Genomic DNA, 15,163 nt, shown 5'->3' on the forward strand with positions numbered 1-15,163 from the left:
AAACTGTATGCCATTTATAAAATAGTCTTGTCATTTAAAGTAGAATTGTAGCCTGGATGAAGGCCACAATACTGAAATGAAATTGAGGTGTTTGCCAATTTGAGATTAATCAAGATAACCAGTGACATGTTTGCATGGACAGTCAAAAATCATATGCCAATCATTTGACAATATATCAAACTTAATTTGAGAAAAAGCAAAGACAAACTTACTCATTAGTTTGTTGTTGACATTTTGCCTGCGCCATTTTTCGGCAATTATCCTGACAATCGATTTCAGAAGAGTTCAGGCATTGCGAATTAATACAATCTTGACTTGTATTATGAAAACACTGGGTTTTGTCATATTTTTGTGCGCCTAAATAATCCTGAGGAATATCTGCTGCAAAAACAGAAAGGGAAAAGAGAAAGCCTAAAAAGATTAAAATAGTTTTCATCATAATTCCTTTTAATTATGTTTCTAAATGAATTATAGTCATAAATATTGGAAATGATGAAACCACATATAAAATGCGCAGCAAAACAAAAACATTAACCAATTTTAGCCGTGCGCGCTATAGCCAGTCGTTCTGTTTACGTCCTGATAATGAAGAACAACTTGCTGATTACCTTGCCCACAATCCCCAAGAAAACATCCTCGTACGTGGTTCAGGGCTATGCTATAACGACAGTTGTTTTAATACTGATGGTTTTATTATTGATAGCGAACGCCTGAATCATTTTATCAATTTTAATCCCGAAACGGGTATTGTAACCTGTCAAGGAGGGGTTCCACTTAAAGATTTATTTTTAGTGCATCCTGATTTCATTCCTCCCGTTCTCCCAGGGACTGTCCATGCTACAGTTGCGGGTGGAATTGCTCACGATGTGCATGGAAAAAACAATCATCTCGAAGGTAGTTTTGGACACCATCTCATTGAATTCGATTTATTGATTGGAAGTAAGAAAATTCATTGTAGCCGTTCTGAAAATAACGAATTATTTCATGCGACGATCGCAGGCTTAGGTCTTACAGGGATTATTACCCGTGCAGCACTCCGTCTAAAAAAGGCTCCTCGATTTGTTCAAACCAAACATAAACAATTTGAATCGCTCCAATCACTCACCGAATATATGGTGACAGAAGGCATTCATCATGATTATCAAGTAGCTTGGCTTGATCTACTCAATCCGGTTCCCCGCGCTCTTTTTTCTGTGGCAGATTATTGTGATCCGTTCGACGATAAAAAATTAAAAATTCACTCCATACCCAAAATTCCTTTTTCTTTAATCAGGCCGTGGGGTATAAAATTATTTAACCAGATTTTTTTTAACCATAAAAAAGGACAAGAAAAACTAACGCTTGAACAATTTAATAATCCCCTGGATAAACTCATGCACTGGAACAGACTTTATGGACCTAAAGGATTAGTTCAATTTCAGGCAGTTTTTAGTACTGATCATGCTTCAACCACTTTGGAGCGATTAGTACAATTGATTCGCCTTCATAAGGCAACACCAACCCTTGCTGTACTCAAGCTGTTCACTCAATCTGGTGAAGGCTTACTTTCCTTTTGTCAACCTGGATTTACCCTGGCAGTTGATTTTATTCATAATGTACAAGCAAAGCAGGCAATGTATGCCATGAACCAATTAATTACTGAACTCAATGGCCGAGTTTATTTAGCTAAGGACTTTCTTTTAAATGAAGAACAATATCATCAGATGTATGAGAAGCATGAACAATTCTCGCAAACTCTTAAGCGCCATGCATGTATTATGAACTCTGATCTGGCAAACCGATTAGGGATAAAAAAATGATACAAAGAACATGGGTCATATTAGGCGCAACCTCCATCATTGCAGAAAAATTTGCTCATATTGCCGCTCGATCAGGACATCAATTGCTTCTCGTAGGGCGCCAGAAAAATCAACTCGATCTGATTGCAAATGATATCAAACTTCGATATCGAGTACGCTGTGATGTACTTGTTTTAGATTTGATTGAGCAATTTAATGATCTGCTTGCTGTTTTTAAAACTGAGAACCGCGAACTGGATTTATTGATTGCACACAGCGATTTCACTGATAACGATCTTTTGAATATTGAAACCATCACTCACCTCATCAAAGTAAATATTTTGACCACTACTTTATTGATCCACACCTACTTAAATCGTCAGCAAAAAGAATATAATTTATTATTTTTAAGTTCTGTTGCTGCATGTCGTGGACGCGCCAAAAACAGTCTGTATGGAGCAAGTAAAGCAAGCATTGAAATTTATCTTCAGGGTTTACAGCAAGCTGCCAGTCCTAATCAACACATCACCATTGCTCGCTTGGGTTTTATTGATACCAAACAAACTTATGGCTTGCCCGGAATTTTTTATGCAGCCCCTCCAGACCTTTGTGCACAAGCCTGTTGGAACGCCCTGATACATAAGAAAAGGATGTTTTATTATCCTTATTTCTGGAAAATTATTATGGGAATAATCAAACGGCTGCCATTCTTTCTTTATAAAAAAATGGGTAAAATTTAGCGATTCCCTTATTAGTCAATGTCAGTCATGCTCAGTAAATACAACTTTTTTGTACAAAGCCCAGATGAGATAACTCCTCGTCAAGATCAGGCGCCATTTGATTTGACCAACTATAAAAGAGAACCTGAATCAGGATGGCGTACAGATTTCGTGCTTTTCTATGCAATACTTATTTATCATTTTTATAAAGTAGCGAATTTTCATAAAATTATAATTATCAATAGGGGTGATAATCAGTTCACTGTTAATTTTCAGAAACCCAAAAATCCAATACTTTTTGAAAAATACCTGGAGGAATTTGGTTTCAGCTATGATGATTTAGAAAAAGAAAATATGAACTATGAAATTTCATCAATAGATTTAGCGAAGCTAAGAGCCATTTTGAATATTTTATATAAACAAAAATACATTTCTGCATCGCTTTTGCAAGACATAAATCTGGCTATTTCTTCTGAAAATCCAGATTTGATCAAATTAAATCAAGCAAAAGAGATGGACTTAAATAAGTCCACAATAATATATCCAAGTGAGGCGTACAGACAATTTTCTTTTTGCAAAAATTTATATCATTATTGTGCTAATAAAAATATGTGTCTTTATAAGTATACAGATCTTTCTGCTATTATCCCCATGATTGAACGGATGCTTAAGAATAATGTTAATCCCAATCAAGGGGGAAAAAATACTAAATCTCCACTTATGGGATTAATTTTAAATCAACACTGTAATGCAGAGACGAAACAAATTGCTACTCTTCTTCTTAGATATAACGCTCAAATAGATGCTATGGACTTTTATTGTAAGACCGCTTTGCATCATGCGGCAGCCAGTCGAAAGGATTTATGGATTGAATTCCTCTTGGAAAATGGAGCAAATGCTACATTAGAAGATGATTTAGGTTACACCCCAAAGCAAATCTATCTTGATAGCTGTAAAAGCAACAATTTTCCAATTGACTCCAAAATAGAAGAGTTATTTGAAAAAGCTGAAACTGCAAAAATTATGATGTTGAAATAATCTGGACTTGTATAGCACTTGATGCAACATATTGAAGTGTTCCTTAATAAGGCAGAAGAACCCCAGATTGCAAGCACCTGCTCTCTTAGTCAGTTGAAATCTTCAGGAAAAGTTCCAGGTTACAAAAAAGAAGGGTTGATTGTAATTATAGCGCTACAAGATCGTGATAGATCATCTATAATATGTATAACTCAATTTATAAATGCAGAGATTTTGGACAGATTATGAAATAAATAAAAGGAGTTTTTTATGATCTCTATGAATAGGATTTCACTCACAATGATGCTAGGAACATTGAGTTGTCTATCATTTTTATCGACTGCTTTTGCAGATACGTCCATAACTCAAACTTCAACGACAGACATTTCAGGTACCTATGTATGCAATTTCCATGATCCTTTTTCTACACCGCCAGATGGCACAGAATACCTTACTATAAAAAAAGGGAGTAACAATAGTTATAGAATGTCGAAAAAAGGAATGAATGACACCACACCAAGCCTTGTTGGAATTGGTTTACAAAATAAAGAGCAGAATAATGCATTCTCATTTTTATTTTGGTGGTCTAAAGATCCGACGACTATTTTTGCCCAATACATCATCATCAAACCAGATGGTACTTTGGAAGGCAAGTGGGCACAAAGTAATAAGAATCAAGCCGCCACTATTAGTTGTAAAAAATCATCATAAAGTGGCATGTGCATCAGTCATTAACAAAAAGGAGTTTGTTATGAAAGCATTGGTAGATATCTCTTTAACAGCCATATTATATTTCATTATCACCACAGCTTATGCTGACAATATGACGGCCAGCACATCTCAATCCATTGAAGGAAATTATAAATGTCAATGGAATGGCTCTTTATTAGATAATAAGAGTTTTTCTCTTACCATATCGAAAACTGGCGATACTTACAATTCTGAATGGGATGATAACACGGGTAATCCAGTACTGTATGGTACAGGATTAATGGGTTCAAATATTAATAATTTTATGAGCACTTCTTTTTGGGGGGCCGTAGATAACACGATTTCGGGTATATTGTCCATTACATTAAAACAAGACGGATCTTTACAAGGCAACTGGATATCTCAATCTGGAAAAGATACTGGCACTACAACGTGTACCAAGAGTAACTAAAGTTATTAAGTAACATCAAAAATCAAGTACAGTTTGATCATAAAATATAGCGGTCAATAGTTTGACGATGGCTCACCAATTGCTAAATGCTTGTTTGACCGGGTTTAGTTTATTGGTGCCATTTATCATTAAGTCGCCTCCTAAAATCATTGAGGCTATAGGCTAAATAACAGCTCTGTCTTTAGTCACGCACGCATGCCGAAAACTCAGGGAAACGTTGATTGGTCGTGAGTAGGCTGGTACAGTGCTTATGAAGTCCAGCTATAGAACTCTAAGTATCCATGCTAGACTTCAAAATGTTAAGCTCAGCTACTTAATTATTTTCAAATAGGTGTGAGCGGTTACTCCAAATCCCAGATCTAGCTGAACTGCAAACCAATTATTTGATTGATTTATTTAAAAATCTTAATCATAGGTAAAATTGTTTTTATCAAGCCAAAAAATTGTAAAATATAGATAACTAAAATAATAAGAACGAGTACATTTAACAAGCTTTTAATTGATGGTGGCATAGGTATAAAAGTATCGATTAGCCATAAAACCACCCCAAAGACAACAATAACAGCAATTAAATTCAAGAGCCCAGTCATAACTATCCTTATTAATGATGATTCTTGTTTAAAATTATAGCAGATTTACAGATACTTAGGAGTCTTTGATAACGAATAAGGCTTTCGATAACCTTTCATTTTGAGGCAACAGTGGAGTAAAAAAATCATGAAATTTACATAGCCTGGGTACTGCAAAGCTAACCCGGGGTTCTGAAACCTTATTAACCAAGGTTTCGCTGCATCCAGGCTACAAACAATACGAATTTTGCTACAAAAAATTATTCGCTTTTTGCACCCTGCTCCTTCAATAAATCACGAATTTCAGTTAATAATGTTTCTTCTCTAGTTGGTTTTTCTTGCTTTTCTTCCTTTTTTCTTAATAAAGAAAGTGCTTTAATTGCTACAAAAATTGAAAATGAAATGATTGTAAAATCAATCACGGCCTGGAGAAATTCTCCCCATTTTACAATCGCATCACCGACGGAAAACGTTTTATTTGCGACATTAATTCCACCTAATAATAAGCCAATTAAAGGCATCACAATGCCGCTAACTAATGAGCTAATAATTTTGCCAAATGCCGCACCAATAACCACAGCAACAGAAAGATCAATTACATTCCCTTTTATAGCAAATTGTTTAAACTCTTGTAAAAAACTCATGCCATCTCCTTATGTATGATTACTTTACAGATAATTAGCCTGGTGGAGAAAAATCCAGGCAGCATAAAATAGCATTACCCACTATGTCTTAGACAAGGCCAGGAGTGTACATAATAGTACATGACTGAAGCCGTGTGAACTTGGAACGCCGTATAAAACTTAGTGGGTAGTACGATATCATTTATGAATGGCGTACCATCTCTCTAATTTCTTCTATCTTATTATCCAAATCAGGCGGCAAAACCCCTCCTCCCTGAGCCATATCATCACGCCCCCCGCCCTTTCCACAGAGATGTTTTACCAATGTAGCCGCAGTAGGTGCTTTCCCTAAAATACCCTTACTTACACCAGCAATCACATTCATTTTATTTTGATCCACTGTAAATAAAACAATTACAGCTGAATCAAGTCTGGATTTCAGTTGATCTAAGGTTGTACGCATGGTTTGGCTATCAACACCTTCCAATTGTTTTACCAATAGACTGATTCCATTGATTTGTTCTACTTCATTTGCCAGATCTGCTCCTGATTTTTGTGCTTTCTCACTTTGTAATTTGGCAATTTCTTTTTCTAAACCTCTATGTTCAGCGATAAGCTGTCCTATCTTGTCCGGTAAGTTATTCGTTGTGGTTTTTAACAATGACGCCAACTCACTTAAAAGTGACTGTTGTTCATTAACCCAAACTAACGCATAACGACCTGTTACCATCTCTATACGTCTTACACCACTTGCAATTCCGTATTCAGCAACAATTTTAAACAACCCGATATCACCTGTCCTCCGTGCGTGAGTTCCACCACAAAGCTCCTTAGAAAACTCACCCATAGATAATACACGTACCTTATCGGTATATTTTTCTCCGAACAGAGCAACTGCACCACTTTTTTTGGCAGAATCAATATCCATGAGTTGAGTTACAACTTCGTTGTTGGCTCGAATTTGATCATTAACTAATAATTCAATTTCTTTAATTTGTTCTGTGGTCAATGATTCAAAATGAGAAAAGTCAAAGCGTGCTCGCTCTGCATCAACCAATGAACCCTTTTGCTGGACTTGTGGTCCGACTACTGTTTTTAAAGCAGCATGCAATAAATGAGTTGCGGTATGATTTATACGAATTGCTTCTCGGCGCTCGTTATCTATTTCTGCTTTCAGCAACTGATTCAAGGTCGCTGAACCTTCCACTACTTCACCATAATGTACTATGGCTTGACCTTTTTTTTGCGTATCATCGACACGAAAACGAAAACCTGTACTTATTAATATTCCCTTATCCCCTACTTGCCCCCCACTTTCCGCATAAAAAGGGGTGTGATCCAGAACTACAGCTCCTTTCGTACCTTGACTTAAGGCATCAACTTCATTTCCTTCTAGAAGCAAAGCAATAATTTTTGCTTCTGTTTCGTTTTGTTCATAACCATGAAAATTAGATTGGTAATCCAATTGAGCAGTAGTACTATAATCCACGCTGAACTGACTGGCAGCCTGAGACTGCTCTCTTTGCTGTTGCATCAATTGATTGAAGCCATCCATATCCACGTAGAGGCCTTGCTCTCGAGCTATATCAGCAGTCAAATCGACAGGAAAACCGTAGGTATCATACAGTTTAAATGCGATTTCCCCTGATATTTCGTGGCCACCAAGAGAATGCATTTGCTCTTGCAATAGACGTAATCCCTGATCAAGCGTGCGGGCAAACTGATTTTCTTCCTGGTTGAGGATTTTTTCTATATGGGCTTTAGATTTTATCAATTCAGGATAAGCATCGCCCATAACTGTAATTAAAGGTTCTACTAATTGTGAAAAAAACGGAGTTGGCAAGCCTAACTTATTACCATGTCTTATTGCCCTTCTAATAATTCTTCTAAGCACATACCCGCGTCCTTCATTACCAGGAATCACTCCATCAGCGATTAAAAAGGAACAAGAACGAATATGATCCGCAATTACCTTTAACGAAGTGTGGTTTAAATTGGTAATAGTTCCAAGTTTTGCTGTCGATTGAATTAAATACTGGAAACTGTCTATTTCATAATTGCTGTGAACACCTTGAACTACGGCAGCGAGTCGCTCAAGTCCCATACCTGTATCTACAGATGGTTTGGGTAGCGGATGCAAATTCCCATCTTTATCCCGATTAAATTGCATGAATACCAGGTTCCAAATTTCAATATATCGATCCCCGTCTTCATCAGGACTTCCTGGAGGACCACCTGGAATATCAGGACCATGATCGTAAAAAATCTCGGTGCATGGACCACAAGGGCCTGTATCCCCCATAGACCAGAAATTATCTTTTTCTCCACAACGTGAGAAACGCGCAGCCGAAACATTCATTTCTTTTAACCAAATATCCTCTGCTTCTTGATCTTCTTTATAAACTGTCACCCACAAACGCTCTTCGGGCAAATGCAGAACTTGAGTTAAAAATTCCCAAGCAAATTTTATTGCTTCTCGCTTAAAATAATCACCGAAACTAAAATTACCCAACATTTCAAAAAATGTATGGTGTCTTGCTGTATACCCCACATTTTCCAAATCATTGTGTTTACCACCTGCGCGTACACAACGTTGGGCAGTAACCGCTCGCTGATAAGAACGTGTTTCAAGTCCTAAAAATAAATCCTTAAATTGCACCATACCCGCATTAGTAAACAATAAAGTAGGATCATTAGCAGGAATTAAGGAGCTGGATTCCACTAGTTGATGACCACGTTGTGTGAAATAATCAAAAAATGCTTTTCTAATTTCAGAACTTTTCATTTCGAATCAACACCAATTTGAGTTAATTTTAATTTTCAACCGTCCTCGGGAAATGTGCAGAAATTGTGCTTTTAATCTAAAAATAAACGCCCTCTCTCAACAATAGGAGAGAGCTGGGGTGAGACTAATATAGTAAATCCCCTCATCCGCCCTAACGGGCACCTTCTCCCTTTTGGAGAAAAGGGAATTTTGCTTAACTTAAAAGCACTACTGCACATTACCCAGGCTACAAGGCACCTAGGCTACGATTTCATTTTTATTTTTTCAATTCTTTTTTCACTTGAACAATGGTATCCATACCAAATCCACGATAAAGCAAAAAACGCTGTTGTTTTTGGAGCTCATCAAACGATAACTCACATTGACCTTTACTTTTTTTCTGCCAAACATCTAAAGCATAAGTCAACCAATTATCTTGCTCTTGCTGCAAGAACTGATGAATTAATTCCTTATCAACTCCTTTACTAGTCAATTCCTGGCTTATTTTTAAAGGTCCATAACCTTGACGTATTCGTGAACGACTGTAGATCTCCACAAACCGTCGTTCACTTTGCAAATCCAAGCGTTGGCATTCATCCAATGCTATTTTTGCTTCTATAGCACTATATCCTTTTTGCTTTAATTTATCACAAAGTTCTAGTGCACTGTGCTCGCGCCTGGATAGCAGGCGCACAGCACAATCAAATGCTTTAGTCATCAACGGCCTCAAATTCGTCGGCACTAGCTGACGCAAGCATAGGGAGTTTTTTCTCTAAAAGCTCTGCACGAATTTGATGTTCGAGAGTTGCTGCAACTTGAGGATTCTCTTTCAGGTATAAGCGAACATTATCTTTACCCTGGCCAATTTTCTCACCCTTATAACTGTACCAAGCCCCAGATTTTTCAATCAGATTGAGTTGGACACCTAAATTGATAATTTCACTTTCACGAGAAATACCTTCGTTATACAGAATATCAAATTCGGTCATCTTAAATGGTGGTGCCACTTTATTCTTAACAACTTTAACTCGTGTTTCACTACCTAAGATTTCTTCGCCTTTTTTAATTGATCCAATGCGACGAATATCCAGGCGGACGGAAGCATAGAATTTTAATGCATTACCGCCGGTAGTTGTTTCGGGGCTACCGAACATTACGCCAATTTTCATACGAATCTGGTTAATAAAAATGACCAGTGTATTAGAGCGTTTAATATTAGCAGTCAATTTACGTAAAGCCTGTGACATGAGTCGAGCTTGTAAGCCAACATGTGAGTCGCCCATTTCTCCTTCAATTTCTGCTTTAGGAGTTAATGCAGCAACAGAGTCAACGATAATAACATCGACCGCAGCTGAGCGTACCAGCATATCGGTAATTTCTAAAGCTTGCTCTCCTGTATCAGGTTGAGAAACCAGTAACTCATCCACATTAACACCCAGCTTTTGCGCATAGCTGGGGTCTAAGGCATGTTCTGCATCAATAAATGCAGCAGTGCCTCCCATTTTTTGACATTCGGCAATAACTTGTAAGGTTAACGTTGTTTTACCAGAAGACTCTGGGCCATAAATTTCAACAATACGTCCTTTGGGTAAACCACCAATTCCCAAAGCAATGTCTAATCCTAAAGACCCAGTTGAAATGGCTTCTATATCTCGGGATACGGTGCTGTCGCCCATACGCATCACTGATCCCTTACCAAACTGACGTTCAATTTGCGAGAGGGCAGCGGATAATGCTTTTTGTTTATTTTCTTCCATAATATTTTCCAGGTAGTTATATGCAAGGGTAAAATTATCACACAGATAGGAACAAGCAGCAAATTGATTCACTGTATTAAAGGAGTTTTTTTGCTCAAGCTCAAATGCGGCAAAACCAAAATGTCGCTTTCAGAAAAGAAACCAGCCTACCGTAGAAAAACCGCCTCTGATTGATAGTTGGTTAATCATCTGGTACAATTGTAAGACATATTTTCCGAGGTAGATATTATGCAGAGTAAAAATGAAGAACTAACTTCCAAAGTAACAGCTGCTCCATTATATGCAGCACGTGCAGCAATAAATATTGCTAATGCCACTAAGCATATATTTTTCCCTACACCAGAAAGAGCATATGTACCCTTGAAAGATCGAATGAAATTTGAATTTGAACAAAATGCACACCAAGTAGCTAACGATTTAATAAGCCTAACCATAGGACAAAAATAGAGCGCTTATCAAGAGTTGGTAGCTGCAGTAATATTTATATAGAGAAATTTACTTTAATCTGAGACTTCAAAAATTGCTTGTAAAGTGTCCCATGCTCCCGGCAACACTATTTCTTACGATATCAGTGTCTATCAATTTTTATATAAGAAAGAATACCAGATAAAGCTTCCTGGCATGCAGCCAAGCGTATATCTTGCCGATCTCCGGTGAACTGTTTTCTTAATATCCTGGGCTTCATGTCTCTAGCGGCCCAACCAAAACACACTGTTCCCACGGGTTTCTCAAAGCTGCCGCCATCCGGGCCAGCAATACCAGTAACCGATACGGCTACATGACCTACACTATGTTGCAAAGCACCAGTCGCCATCGCCAATGCAACAGGTTCACTGACCGCACCGTATTCTTCAATTAATTGCTTAGGCACTGAAAGCAGCTCTTCTTTCGATAGGTTACTGTACGTCACAAACCCACGTTCAAACCAGACTGAACTACCAGGAACTTCAGTGAGATAACTTGCAATAAGCCCACCCGTACATGATTCAGCCGTAACTAATTGCCAATTCATTTTTTTAAGAATTGCTGAAATTTCTTTGATTAATTTATCAAAAGGACTCATCAATAGGCCGAAATGTTCCTGGGTTACGGCCTAAGCCTTCACCCAGGTTAAAGTCTTTTACTGGTTTTGAGTTTGGTTGCCACCAGCTGGTTGCTGCGCTGGAGCAGCGGGTTGTTGTGCTGGAGCTGGTTGTTGTGTTGTAGTAGTTTCAGTAGTAGTGGTAGCTGTAGGTTTGTTACTTGACTCACCACATGCAGTTAGCGCTAATGCTAGAAAACCAGTTGCTGCAATTAAAGCGAAACGATTCATTTCATTCTCCCTATAAGTTTAATATTTTTTTTAAATCCCTTTAGATTTTAGCAAATAAATTTAACTTCAACCATGACCTATTGATATTTCAATAAAAAAGTATGGCATTATCTTATTTTAGAAACTCAAAAAATTAATAACCCATTTGGCAAATACCTTATCATCACAGTGTTGTTGCAATGATTTTAATCCCTGCGCGGCTAGTTCTTTTCCTAAGTTATTTTTGCGAAGTTCAATCAACGCCTGAGAATATCTTTTGCTGAACTCAGGGTGCCCTTGGACGGTGAGCAGGTTGTCGCCAATCTGCAACATATAAAACGGACAGAAATCACTAGCAGCCAGAACCTCTGCCTCCTCAGGAAGAAACACAACTTGATCCTGATGGCTAACGATCAGATTTAAAATCCCTAGAGATGGTGACATCCATGGCTTGTGTTGGGTAATTTTATTTACAGACATACCTATACCCCACCCCTGATGAGATTTTATAACCTTCCCCCCTAACGCCTTCGCAATAAGCTGATGGCCAAAACAAATCCCTATGATTTTTTTTCTTGCCGCATGAAGACGTCGAATGAATTCTTCAAGTGCACTAATCCAAGCTAAATCATCATTAACACCATAGCGACTCCCGGTAATAACATAAGCATCAGCGGCATCAATATGACTTGGCAATTCATCATAACGAACATCATAGACTGTGAATGACAAATTGGGGCCTTCCTGATGCAGTAGCTTAATATACATTTCCGAGTAAGTTCCATGTACCTCAATTAGCCTTGGATCTACTTGGTCACATTGTAATATTCCAATGTTCATGGTGGTCCTTAAGGTGCTTCTGTCAATCTCATCATCACCATCTCTGAATGACGGGAAGAATCGCCTTGAATTGCTGCAATAAGGATGCGTTCATATTGTTGAATGTCAAAAAGAATTGGATTACTCTGTGCTGAAGGGTCTTCCGTCGCCATTGTTGCAATACGTGCCGCATGTCGTTTATCAATACCAATTTCAGCTAAACTGTGCTCGATGCCTAATTCTTGACGCAACTGGATTATCCAATCAAGAAATCCATCAAACCCATTTTCAATCTCTAAGTAGGTCGCTAACCGCGTTATTTTGTATTCAATCTCGGATCGATTAGCGTGTAATACATAAGGCATGAGAATGGCATTTAATCGCCCATGATGCGCATCATAAATTGCTCCCAAAGGATGAGCAAGTGCATGCATAGCGCCTAAACCACGTTGAAAAGCCGTTGCCCCCATCGAAGAAGCTACAAGCATTTGTGTCCTGGAATTTATATCATTACCATTTTGCATCACTCGAGGTAAGTGTTCTTTTATTAGACGAATCCCCTCAAGAGCAATTCCTTCTGCAAGCGGATGATATCCGGGAGCACAATAGGCCTCCAAACAATGAGACAGCGCGTCCATACCTGTTGCTGCCGTAATATTCGGTGGTAAAGCAACTGTCAATTCAGGATCTAAAATAACCATAGCCGGCATCATTTTAGGGTGAAAAATAATCTTTTTGCGTTGTTGTTGCGTATCGGTTATCACAGAAGCACGCCCAACCTCAGAACCAGTACCTGCGGTACTTGGTATAGCAATAACTGGAGCGACACCTGCCGCATTGACGCGTCGCCAATTATCTCCTATGTCTTCAAAATCCCATAAAGGACGCTTTTGTCCAATCATCAAAGCAATGGCTTTACCTGCATCAAGAGCTGAGCCTCCTCCAAAAGCAATAACCCCATCATGTTGCCCCTTTTGATAGGCATTTACACCTGCCATGACATTTTCTCCCGATGGATTTGCTTTTACATCGGCGAATAAGGAAATAAACAAGCCCGTATCACGACAATGTGTCAATATTGACTCAATCACCGGTAATTTCGCAAGGTTACTGTCCGTGACCAAGAGAGGTGAATTTATTCCCAAGGTATGGCAAACTTCGACAAGTTCACGAACACGCCCTGCTCCTACCTTTATCGAAGTGGGATAATTCCAATTAGCCATCAGTAATGTACTCATTATGGTAGATTCCTTTCTCTGTTAATCGTTTTTAAATGATACGATTTGGGTCTAGTCAGTAAGTCATATCCTATAGAAGAGAGCGTACATCCACGCCCAGAATTCTTAACTCCAGTCCAAGCCAAAGCAGGATCTAGATAATCACAACGATTGATAAAAAATGTTCCTGTATGAAGTTGTTCACCAATAGCAATTCCTTGGGAAATGTCTTGAGTAAAAACAGCGGCTGTTAACCCATACTCGCTGTCATTCATCAATGCAATAGCTTCTTCATCACTATCAACAGACATAATACCGACCACTGGCCCGAATGTCTCTTCGGTCATTATCCGCATTTTGTGGTTTACTTGCGTTAAAATTTGGGGGGCCATATAGGCAGAACCTGGTTGATCCATTACAAAATCTCGACTATCAATATGTGCTACAGCTCCTTGCGCCAATGCCTCTTGAATCTGCGCGCGTACAAACGCCACCGAAGAAGGACGAACGAGTGGCCCCAAGGTTGTTTCAGGATCATCAGGGCGTCCGAGTTTATATTGTTTAACCAAGGCTACTGCCTTGTTAACAAAATGCTCGTAAACACTCTTGTGAACATAAATACGTTCAATACCACAGCAAGATTGACCTGAGTTAAAGAACGCCCCATCCATAAGTGTATCAACTGCATTATTAATATCAGCATCATAACGGACATAAGCCGGATCTTTTCCTCCAAGCTCAAGGCCAATACTTAAAAAACGTCCCGCGGTTACTCGTTCTATCATCGCTCCACCAGCAACAGAACCCGTAAAAGCAACATTATTTATTGATGAATCGCGCAAAATTTTTTCCGTATCGGAATGAGTTAGATGCAAATACTGAAATACTCCTTGCGGAAGATTGGCTTCTCTAAATGCTTGGTCAAATCGCTCCGCTACAAGTGGTGTTTGCGCTGAATGTTTGAGCAACACCACGTTTCCAGCCATTATGGCTGGAATAATCGCATTTACAGCAGTAAGGTAAGGATAGTTCCAAGGAGCAATAACTAGGGTGAGTCCTAATGGCTCACGTTTGATATAACGAATAAAGCCCATTTTTTCAGGCAATGAGATCGGGACAAGTGCATCACGTGCAGCAGCGATCATATAACGAGCCCGCTCTTCAAGACCATTAATTTCGCCAGCAGCATAACGGATGGGTCTCCCCATTTGCCAGCAAATTTCGTTGGCAATCTCATTCTTGTTGGCAACCAGAGCATCTACTGCCGCAGTACAGTATCTCTCGCGCTCGGCAAGGGGAGTAGCTGCCCAGTGTTTTTTTGCATTTAATGCCCTCTCCAAAGCAAATTGAATCTCATTATCTTTGGCAAAAGCACGTTCTACATATAAAGAATTATCTATAGGCGAATAGGTTTTCAATGTGTCATTCATAATCGAGTAAACCCAGG

The 15,163-nt window shown here is 38.7% G+C and carries 17 protein-coding genes; 6 read left to right on the forward strand and 11 right to left on the reverse strand.

The features are described 5' to 3' along the window. Window positions 1-208: 208 nt before the first annotated feature. Window positions 209-439, reverse strand: coding sequence for a hypothetical protein (locus DGG96_RS06335; RefSeq protein WP_233590485.1), 231 nt, complete (start codon window positions 437-439; stop codon window positions 209-211). 70 nt (window positions 440-509) lie between these two features. On the opposite strand from DGG96_RS06335, the gene DGG96_RS06340 reads away from it, so the two are divergent. The 5 genes from DGG96_RS06340 (at window position 510) to DGG96_RS06365 (ending at window position 4,676) form a co-directional block, all read left to right on the forward strand. Further along, a complete protein-coding gene (locus tag DGG96_RS06340) occupies window positions 510-1,799 on the forward strand; it encodes an FAD-binding oxidoreductase (protein ID WP_110141511.1) in 1,290 nt (429 codons plus the stop codon). After that, the gene (locus DGG96_RS06345; protein ID WP_110141510.1) at window positions 1,796-2,518 is read left to right on the forward strand and encodes an SDR family NAD(P)-dependent oxidoreductase; all 723 of its coding nucleotides are present in this window, start codon (window positions 1,796-1,798) and stop codon (window positions 2,516-2,518) included. The genes DGG96_RS06340 and DGG96_RS06345 overlap by 4 nt, the downstream gene beginning before the upstream one ends. A 27-nt stretch (window positions 2,519-2,545) precedes the next feature. Then, complete coding sequence (locus DGG96_RS06350; protein WP_126955355.1) at window positions 2,546-3,535, forward strand: ankyrin repeat domain-containing protein; 990 nt, start codon at window positions 2,546-2,548, stop codon at window positions 3,533-3,535. Between the two features lie 249 nt (window positions 3,536-3,784). Next, a complete protein-coding gene (locus DGG96_RS06360; RefSeq protein ID WP_233590486.1) occupies window positions 3,785-4,225 on the forward strand; it encodes a hypothetical protein in 441 nt (146 codons plus the stop codon). 40 nt (window positions 4,226-4,265) lie between these two features. Next, on the forward strand, window positions 4,266-4,676 hold the full coding sequence (locus tag DGG96_RS06365) for a hypothetical protein (RefSeq protein WP_110141507.1): 411 nt from the start codon (window positions 4,266-4,268) through the stop codon (window positions 4,674-4,676). A 392-nt stretch (window positions 4,677-5,068) separates the two neighbouring features. On the opposite strand, the gene DGG96_RS06370 is transcribed toward DGG96_RS06365, so the two are convergent. From DGG96_RS06370 to recA, 5 genes are all read right to left on the reverse strand, one after another. Continuing rightward, window positions 5,069-5,266, reverse strand: a complete 198-nt coding sequence (locus tag DGG96_RS06370) for a Thivi_2564 family membrane protein (RefSeq protein ID WP_110141506.1) — start codon at window positions 5,264-5,266, stop codon at window positions 5,069-5,071. Window positions 5,267-5,505: 239 nt separating this feature from the next. Then, window positions 5,506-5,889 (reverse strand): large-conductance mechanosensitive channel protein MscL, encoded by a 384-nt coding sequence (mscL, locus tag DGG96_RS06375; RefSeq protein ID WP_110141505.1) that lies wholly within the window; start codon window positions 5,887-5,889, stop codon window positions 5,506-5,508. A 181-nt stretch (window positions 5,890-6,070) separates the two neighbouring features. Then, entirely contained in the window at window positions 6,071-8,653 is a 2,583-nt protein-coding gene (alaS, locus tag DGG96_RS06380; protein ID WP_110141504.1) for an alanine--tRNA ligase, read from the reverse strand. Between the two features lie 256 nt (window positions 8,654-8,909). Then, window positions 8,910-9,350 (reverse strand): recombination regulator RecX, encoded by a 441-nt coding sequence (gene recX / locus DGG96_RS06385; protein ID WP_110141503.1) that lies wholly within the window; start codon window positions 9,348-9,350, stop codon window positions 8,910-8,912. Next, the gene (gene recA / locus DGG96_RS06390) at window positions 9,343-10,389 is read right to left on the reverse strand and encodes a recombinase RecA (RefSeq protein WP_110141502.1); all 1,047 of its coding nucleotides are present in this window, start codon (window positions 10,387-10,389) and stop codon (window positions 9,343-9,345) included. Before recA ends, recX begins: the two co-directional genes overlap by 8 nt. A 228-nt stretch (window positions 10,390-10,617) precedes the next feature. On the opposite strand from recA, the gene DGG96_RS06395 reads away from it, so the two are divergent. Beyond that, on the forward strand, window positions 10,618-10,836 hold the full coding sequence (locus DGG96_RS06395) for a hypothetical protein (protein WP_110141501.1): 219 nt from the start codon (window positions 10,618-10,620) through the stop codon (window positions 10,834-10,836). A gap of 121 nt (window positions 10,837-10,957) precedes the next feature. On the opposite strand, the gene DGG96_RS06400 is transcribed toward DGG96_RS06395, so the two are convergent. The 5 genes from DGG96_RS06400 to DGG96_RS06420 all read right to left on the reverse strand — a co-directional run bounded on the left by DGG96_RS06400 (window position 10,958) and on the right by DGG96_RS06420 (window position 15,146). Then, the gene (locus DGG96_RS06400; RefSeq protein ID WP_110141500.1) at window positions 10,958-11,452 is read right to left on the reverse strand and encodes a CinA family protein; all 495 of its coding nucleotides are present in this window, start codon (window positions 11,450-11,452) and stop codon (window positions 10,958-10,960) included. A 57-nt stretch (window positions 11,453-11,509) separates the two neighbouring features. Then, complete coding sequence (locus DGG96_RS06405) at window positions 11,510-11,701, reverse strand: hypothetical protein (protein WP_110141499.1); 192 nt, start codon at window positions 11,699-11,701, stop codon at window positions 11,510-11,512. A 117-nt stretch (window positions 11,702-11,818) separates the two neighbouring features. Further along, entirely contained in the window at window positions 11,819-12,520 is a 702-nt protein-coding gene (locus DGG96_RS06410; protein ID WP_110141498.1) for a glutamine amidotransferase-related protein, read from the reverse strand. An 8-nt stretch (window positions 12,521-12,528) separates the two neighbouring features. Continuing rightward, the gene (locus DGG96_RS06415; protein ID WP_110141497.1) at window positions 12,529-13,737 is read right to left on the reverse strand and encodes an iron-containing alcohol dehydrogenase; all 1,209 of its coding nucleotides are present in this window, start codon (window positions 13,735-13,737) and stop codon (window positions 12,529-12,531) included. After that, window positions 13,737-15,146 carry an aldehyde dehydrogenase family protein gene (locus DGG96_RS06420; RefSeq protein WP_110141496.1) on the reverse strand — a complete coding sequence of 470 codons (1,410 nt, stop codon included), beginning with the start codon at window positions 15,144-15,146 and terminating at the stop codon, window positions 13,737-13,739. Before DGG96_RS06420 ends, DGG96_RS06415 begins: the two co-directional genes overlap by 1 nt. Window positions 15,147-15,163: the final 17 nt, after the last annotated feature.

This window comes from Legionella qingyii, assembly GCF_003184185.1.

What these genes read in the sequence shown, in the direction of transcription:
- DGG96_RS06360 (WP_233590486.1), top strand. Translation starts at nt 3,785, where the DNA reads ATGATCTCTATGAATAGGATTTCACTCACAATGATGCTAGGAACATTG.
- DGG96_RS06365 (WP_110141507.1), top strand. Translation starts at nt 4,266, where the DNA reads ATGAAAGCATTGGTAGATATCTCTTTAACAGCCATATTATATTTCATT.
- alaS (WP_110141504.1), bottom strand. Translation starts at nt 8,653, where the DNA reads ATGAAAAGTTCTGAAATTAGAAAAGCATTTTTTGATTATTTCACACAA.
- mscL (WP_110141505.1), bottom strand. Translation starts at nt 5,889, where the DNA reads ATGAGTTTTTTACAAGAGTTTAAACAATTTGCTATAAAAGGGAATGTA.
- recX (WP_110141503.1), bottom strand. Translation starts at nt 9,350, where the DNA reads ATGACTAAAGCATTTGATTGTGCTGTGCGCCTGCTATCCAGGCGCGAG.
- DGG96_RS06420 (WP_110141496.1), bottom strand. Translation starts at nt 15,146, where the DNA reads ATGAATGACACATTGAAAACCTATTCGCCTATAGATAATTCTTTATAT.
- DGG96_RS06340 (WP_110141511.1), top strand. Translation starts at nt 510, where the DNA reads ATGCGCAGCAAAACAAAAACATTAACCAATTTTAGCCGTGCGCGCTAT.
- DGG96_RS06415 (WP_110141497.1), bottom strand. Translation starts at nt 13,737, where the DNA reads ATGAGTACATTACTGATGGCTAATTGGAATTATCCCACTTCGATAAAG.
- recA (WP_110141502.1), bottom strand. Translation starts at nt 10,389, where the DNA reads ATGGAAGAAAATAAACAAAAAGCATTATCCGCTGCCCTCTCGCAAATT.
- DGG96_RS06410 (WP_110141498.1), bottom strand. Translation starts at nt 12,520, where the DNA reads ATGAACATTGGAATATTACAATGTGACCAAGTAGATCCAAGGCTAATT.
- DGG96_RS06370 (WP_110141506.1), bottom strand. Translation starts at nt 5,266, where the DNA reads ATGACTGGGCTCTTGAATTTAATTGCTGTTATTGTTGTCTTTGGGGTG.
- DGG96_RS06405 (WP_110141499.1), bottom strand. Translation starts at nt 11,701, where the DNA reads ATGAATCGTTTCGCTTTAATTGCAGCAACTGGTTTTCTAGCATTAGCG.
- DGG96_RS06395 (WP_110141501.1), top strand. Translation starts at nt 10,618, where the DNA reads ATGCAGAGTAAAAATGAAGAACTAACTTCCAAAGTAACAGCTGCTCCA.
- DGG96_RS06350 (WP_126955355.1), top strand. Translation starts at nt 2,546, where the DNA reads ATGCTCAGTAAATACAACTTTTTTGTACAAAGCCCAGATGAGATAACT.
- DGG96_RS06335 (WP_233590485.1), bottom strand. Translation starts at nt 439, where the DNA reads ATGATGAAAACTATTTTAATCTTTTTAGGCTTTCTCTTTTCCCTTTCT.
- DGG96_RS06400 (WP_110141500.1), bottom strand. Translation starts at nt 11,452, where the DNA reads ATGAGTCCTTTTGATAAATTAATCAAAGAAATTTCAGCAATTCTTAAA.
- DGG96_RS06345 (WP_110141510.1), top strand. Translation starts at nt 1,796, where the DNA reads ATGATACAAAGAACATGGGTCATATTAGGCGCAACCTCCATCATTGCA.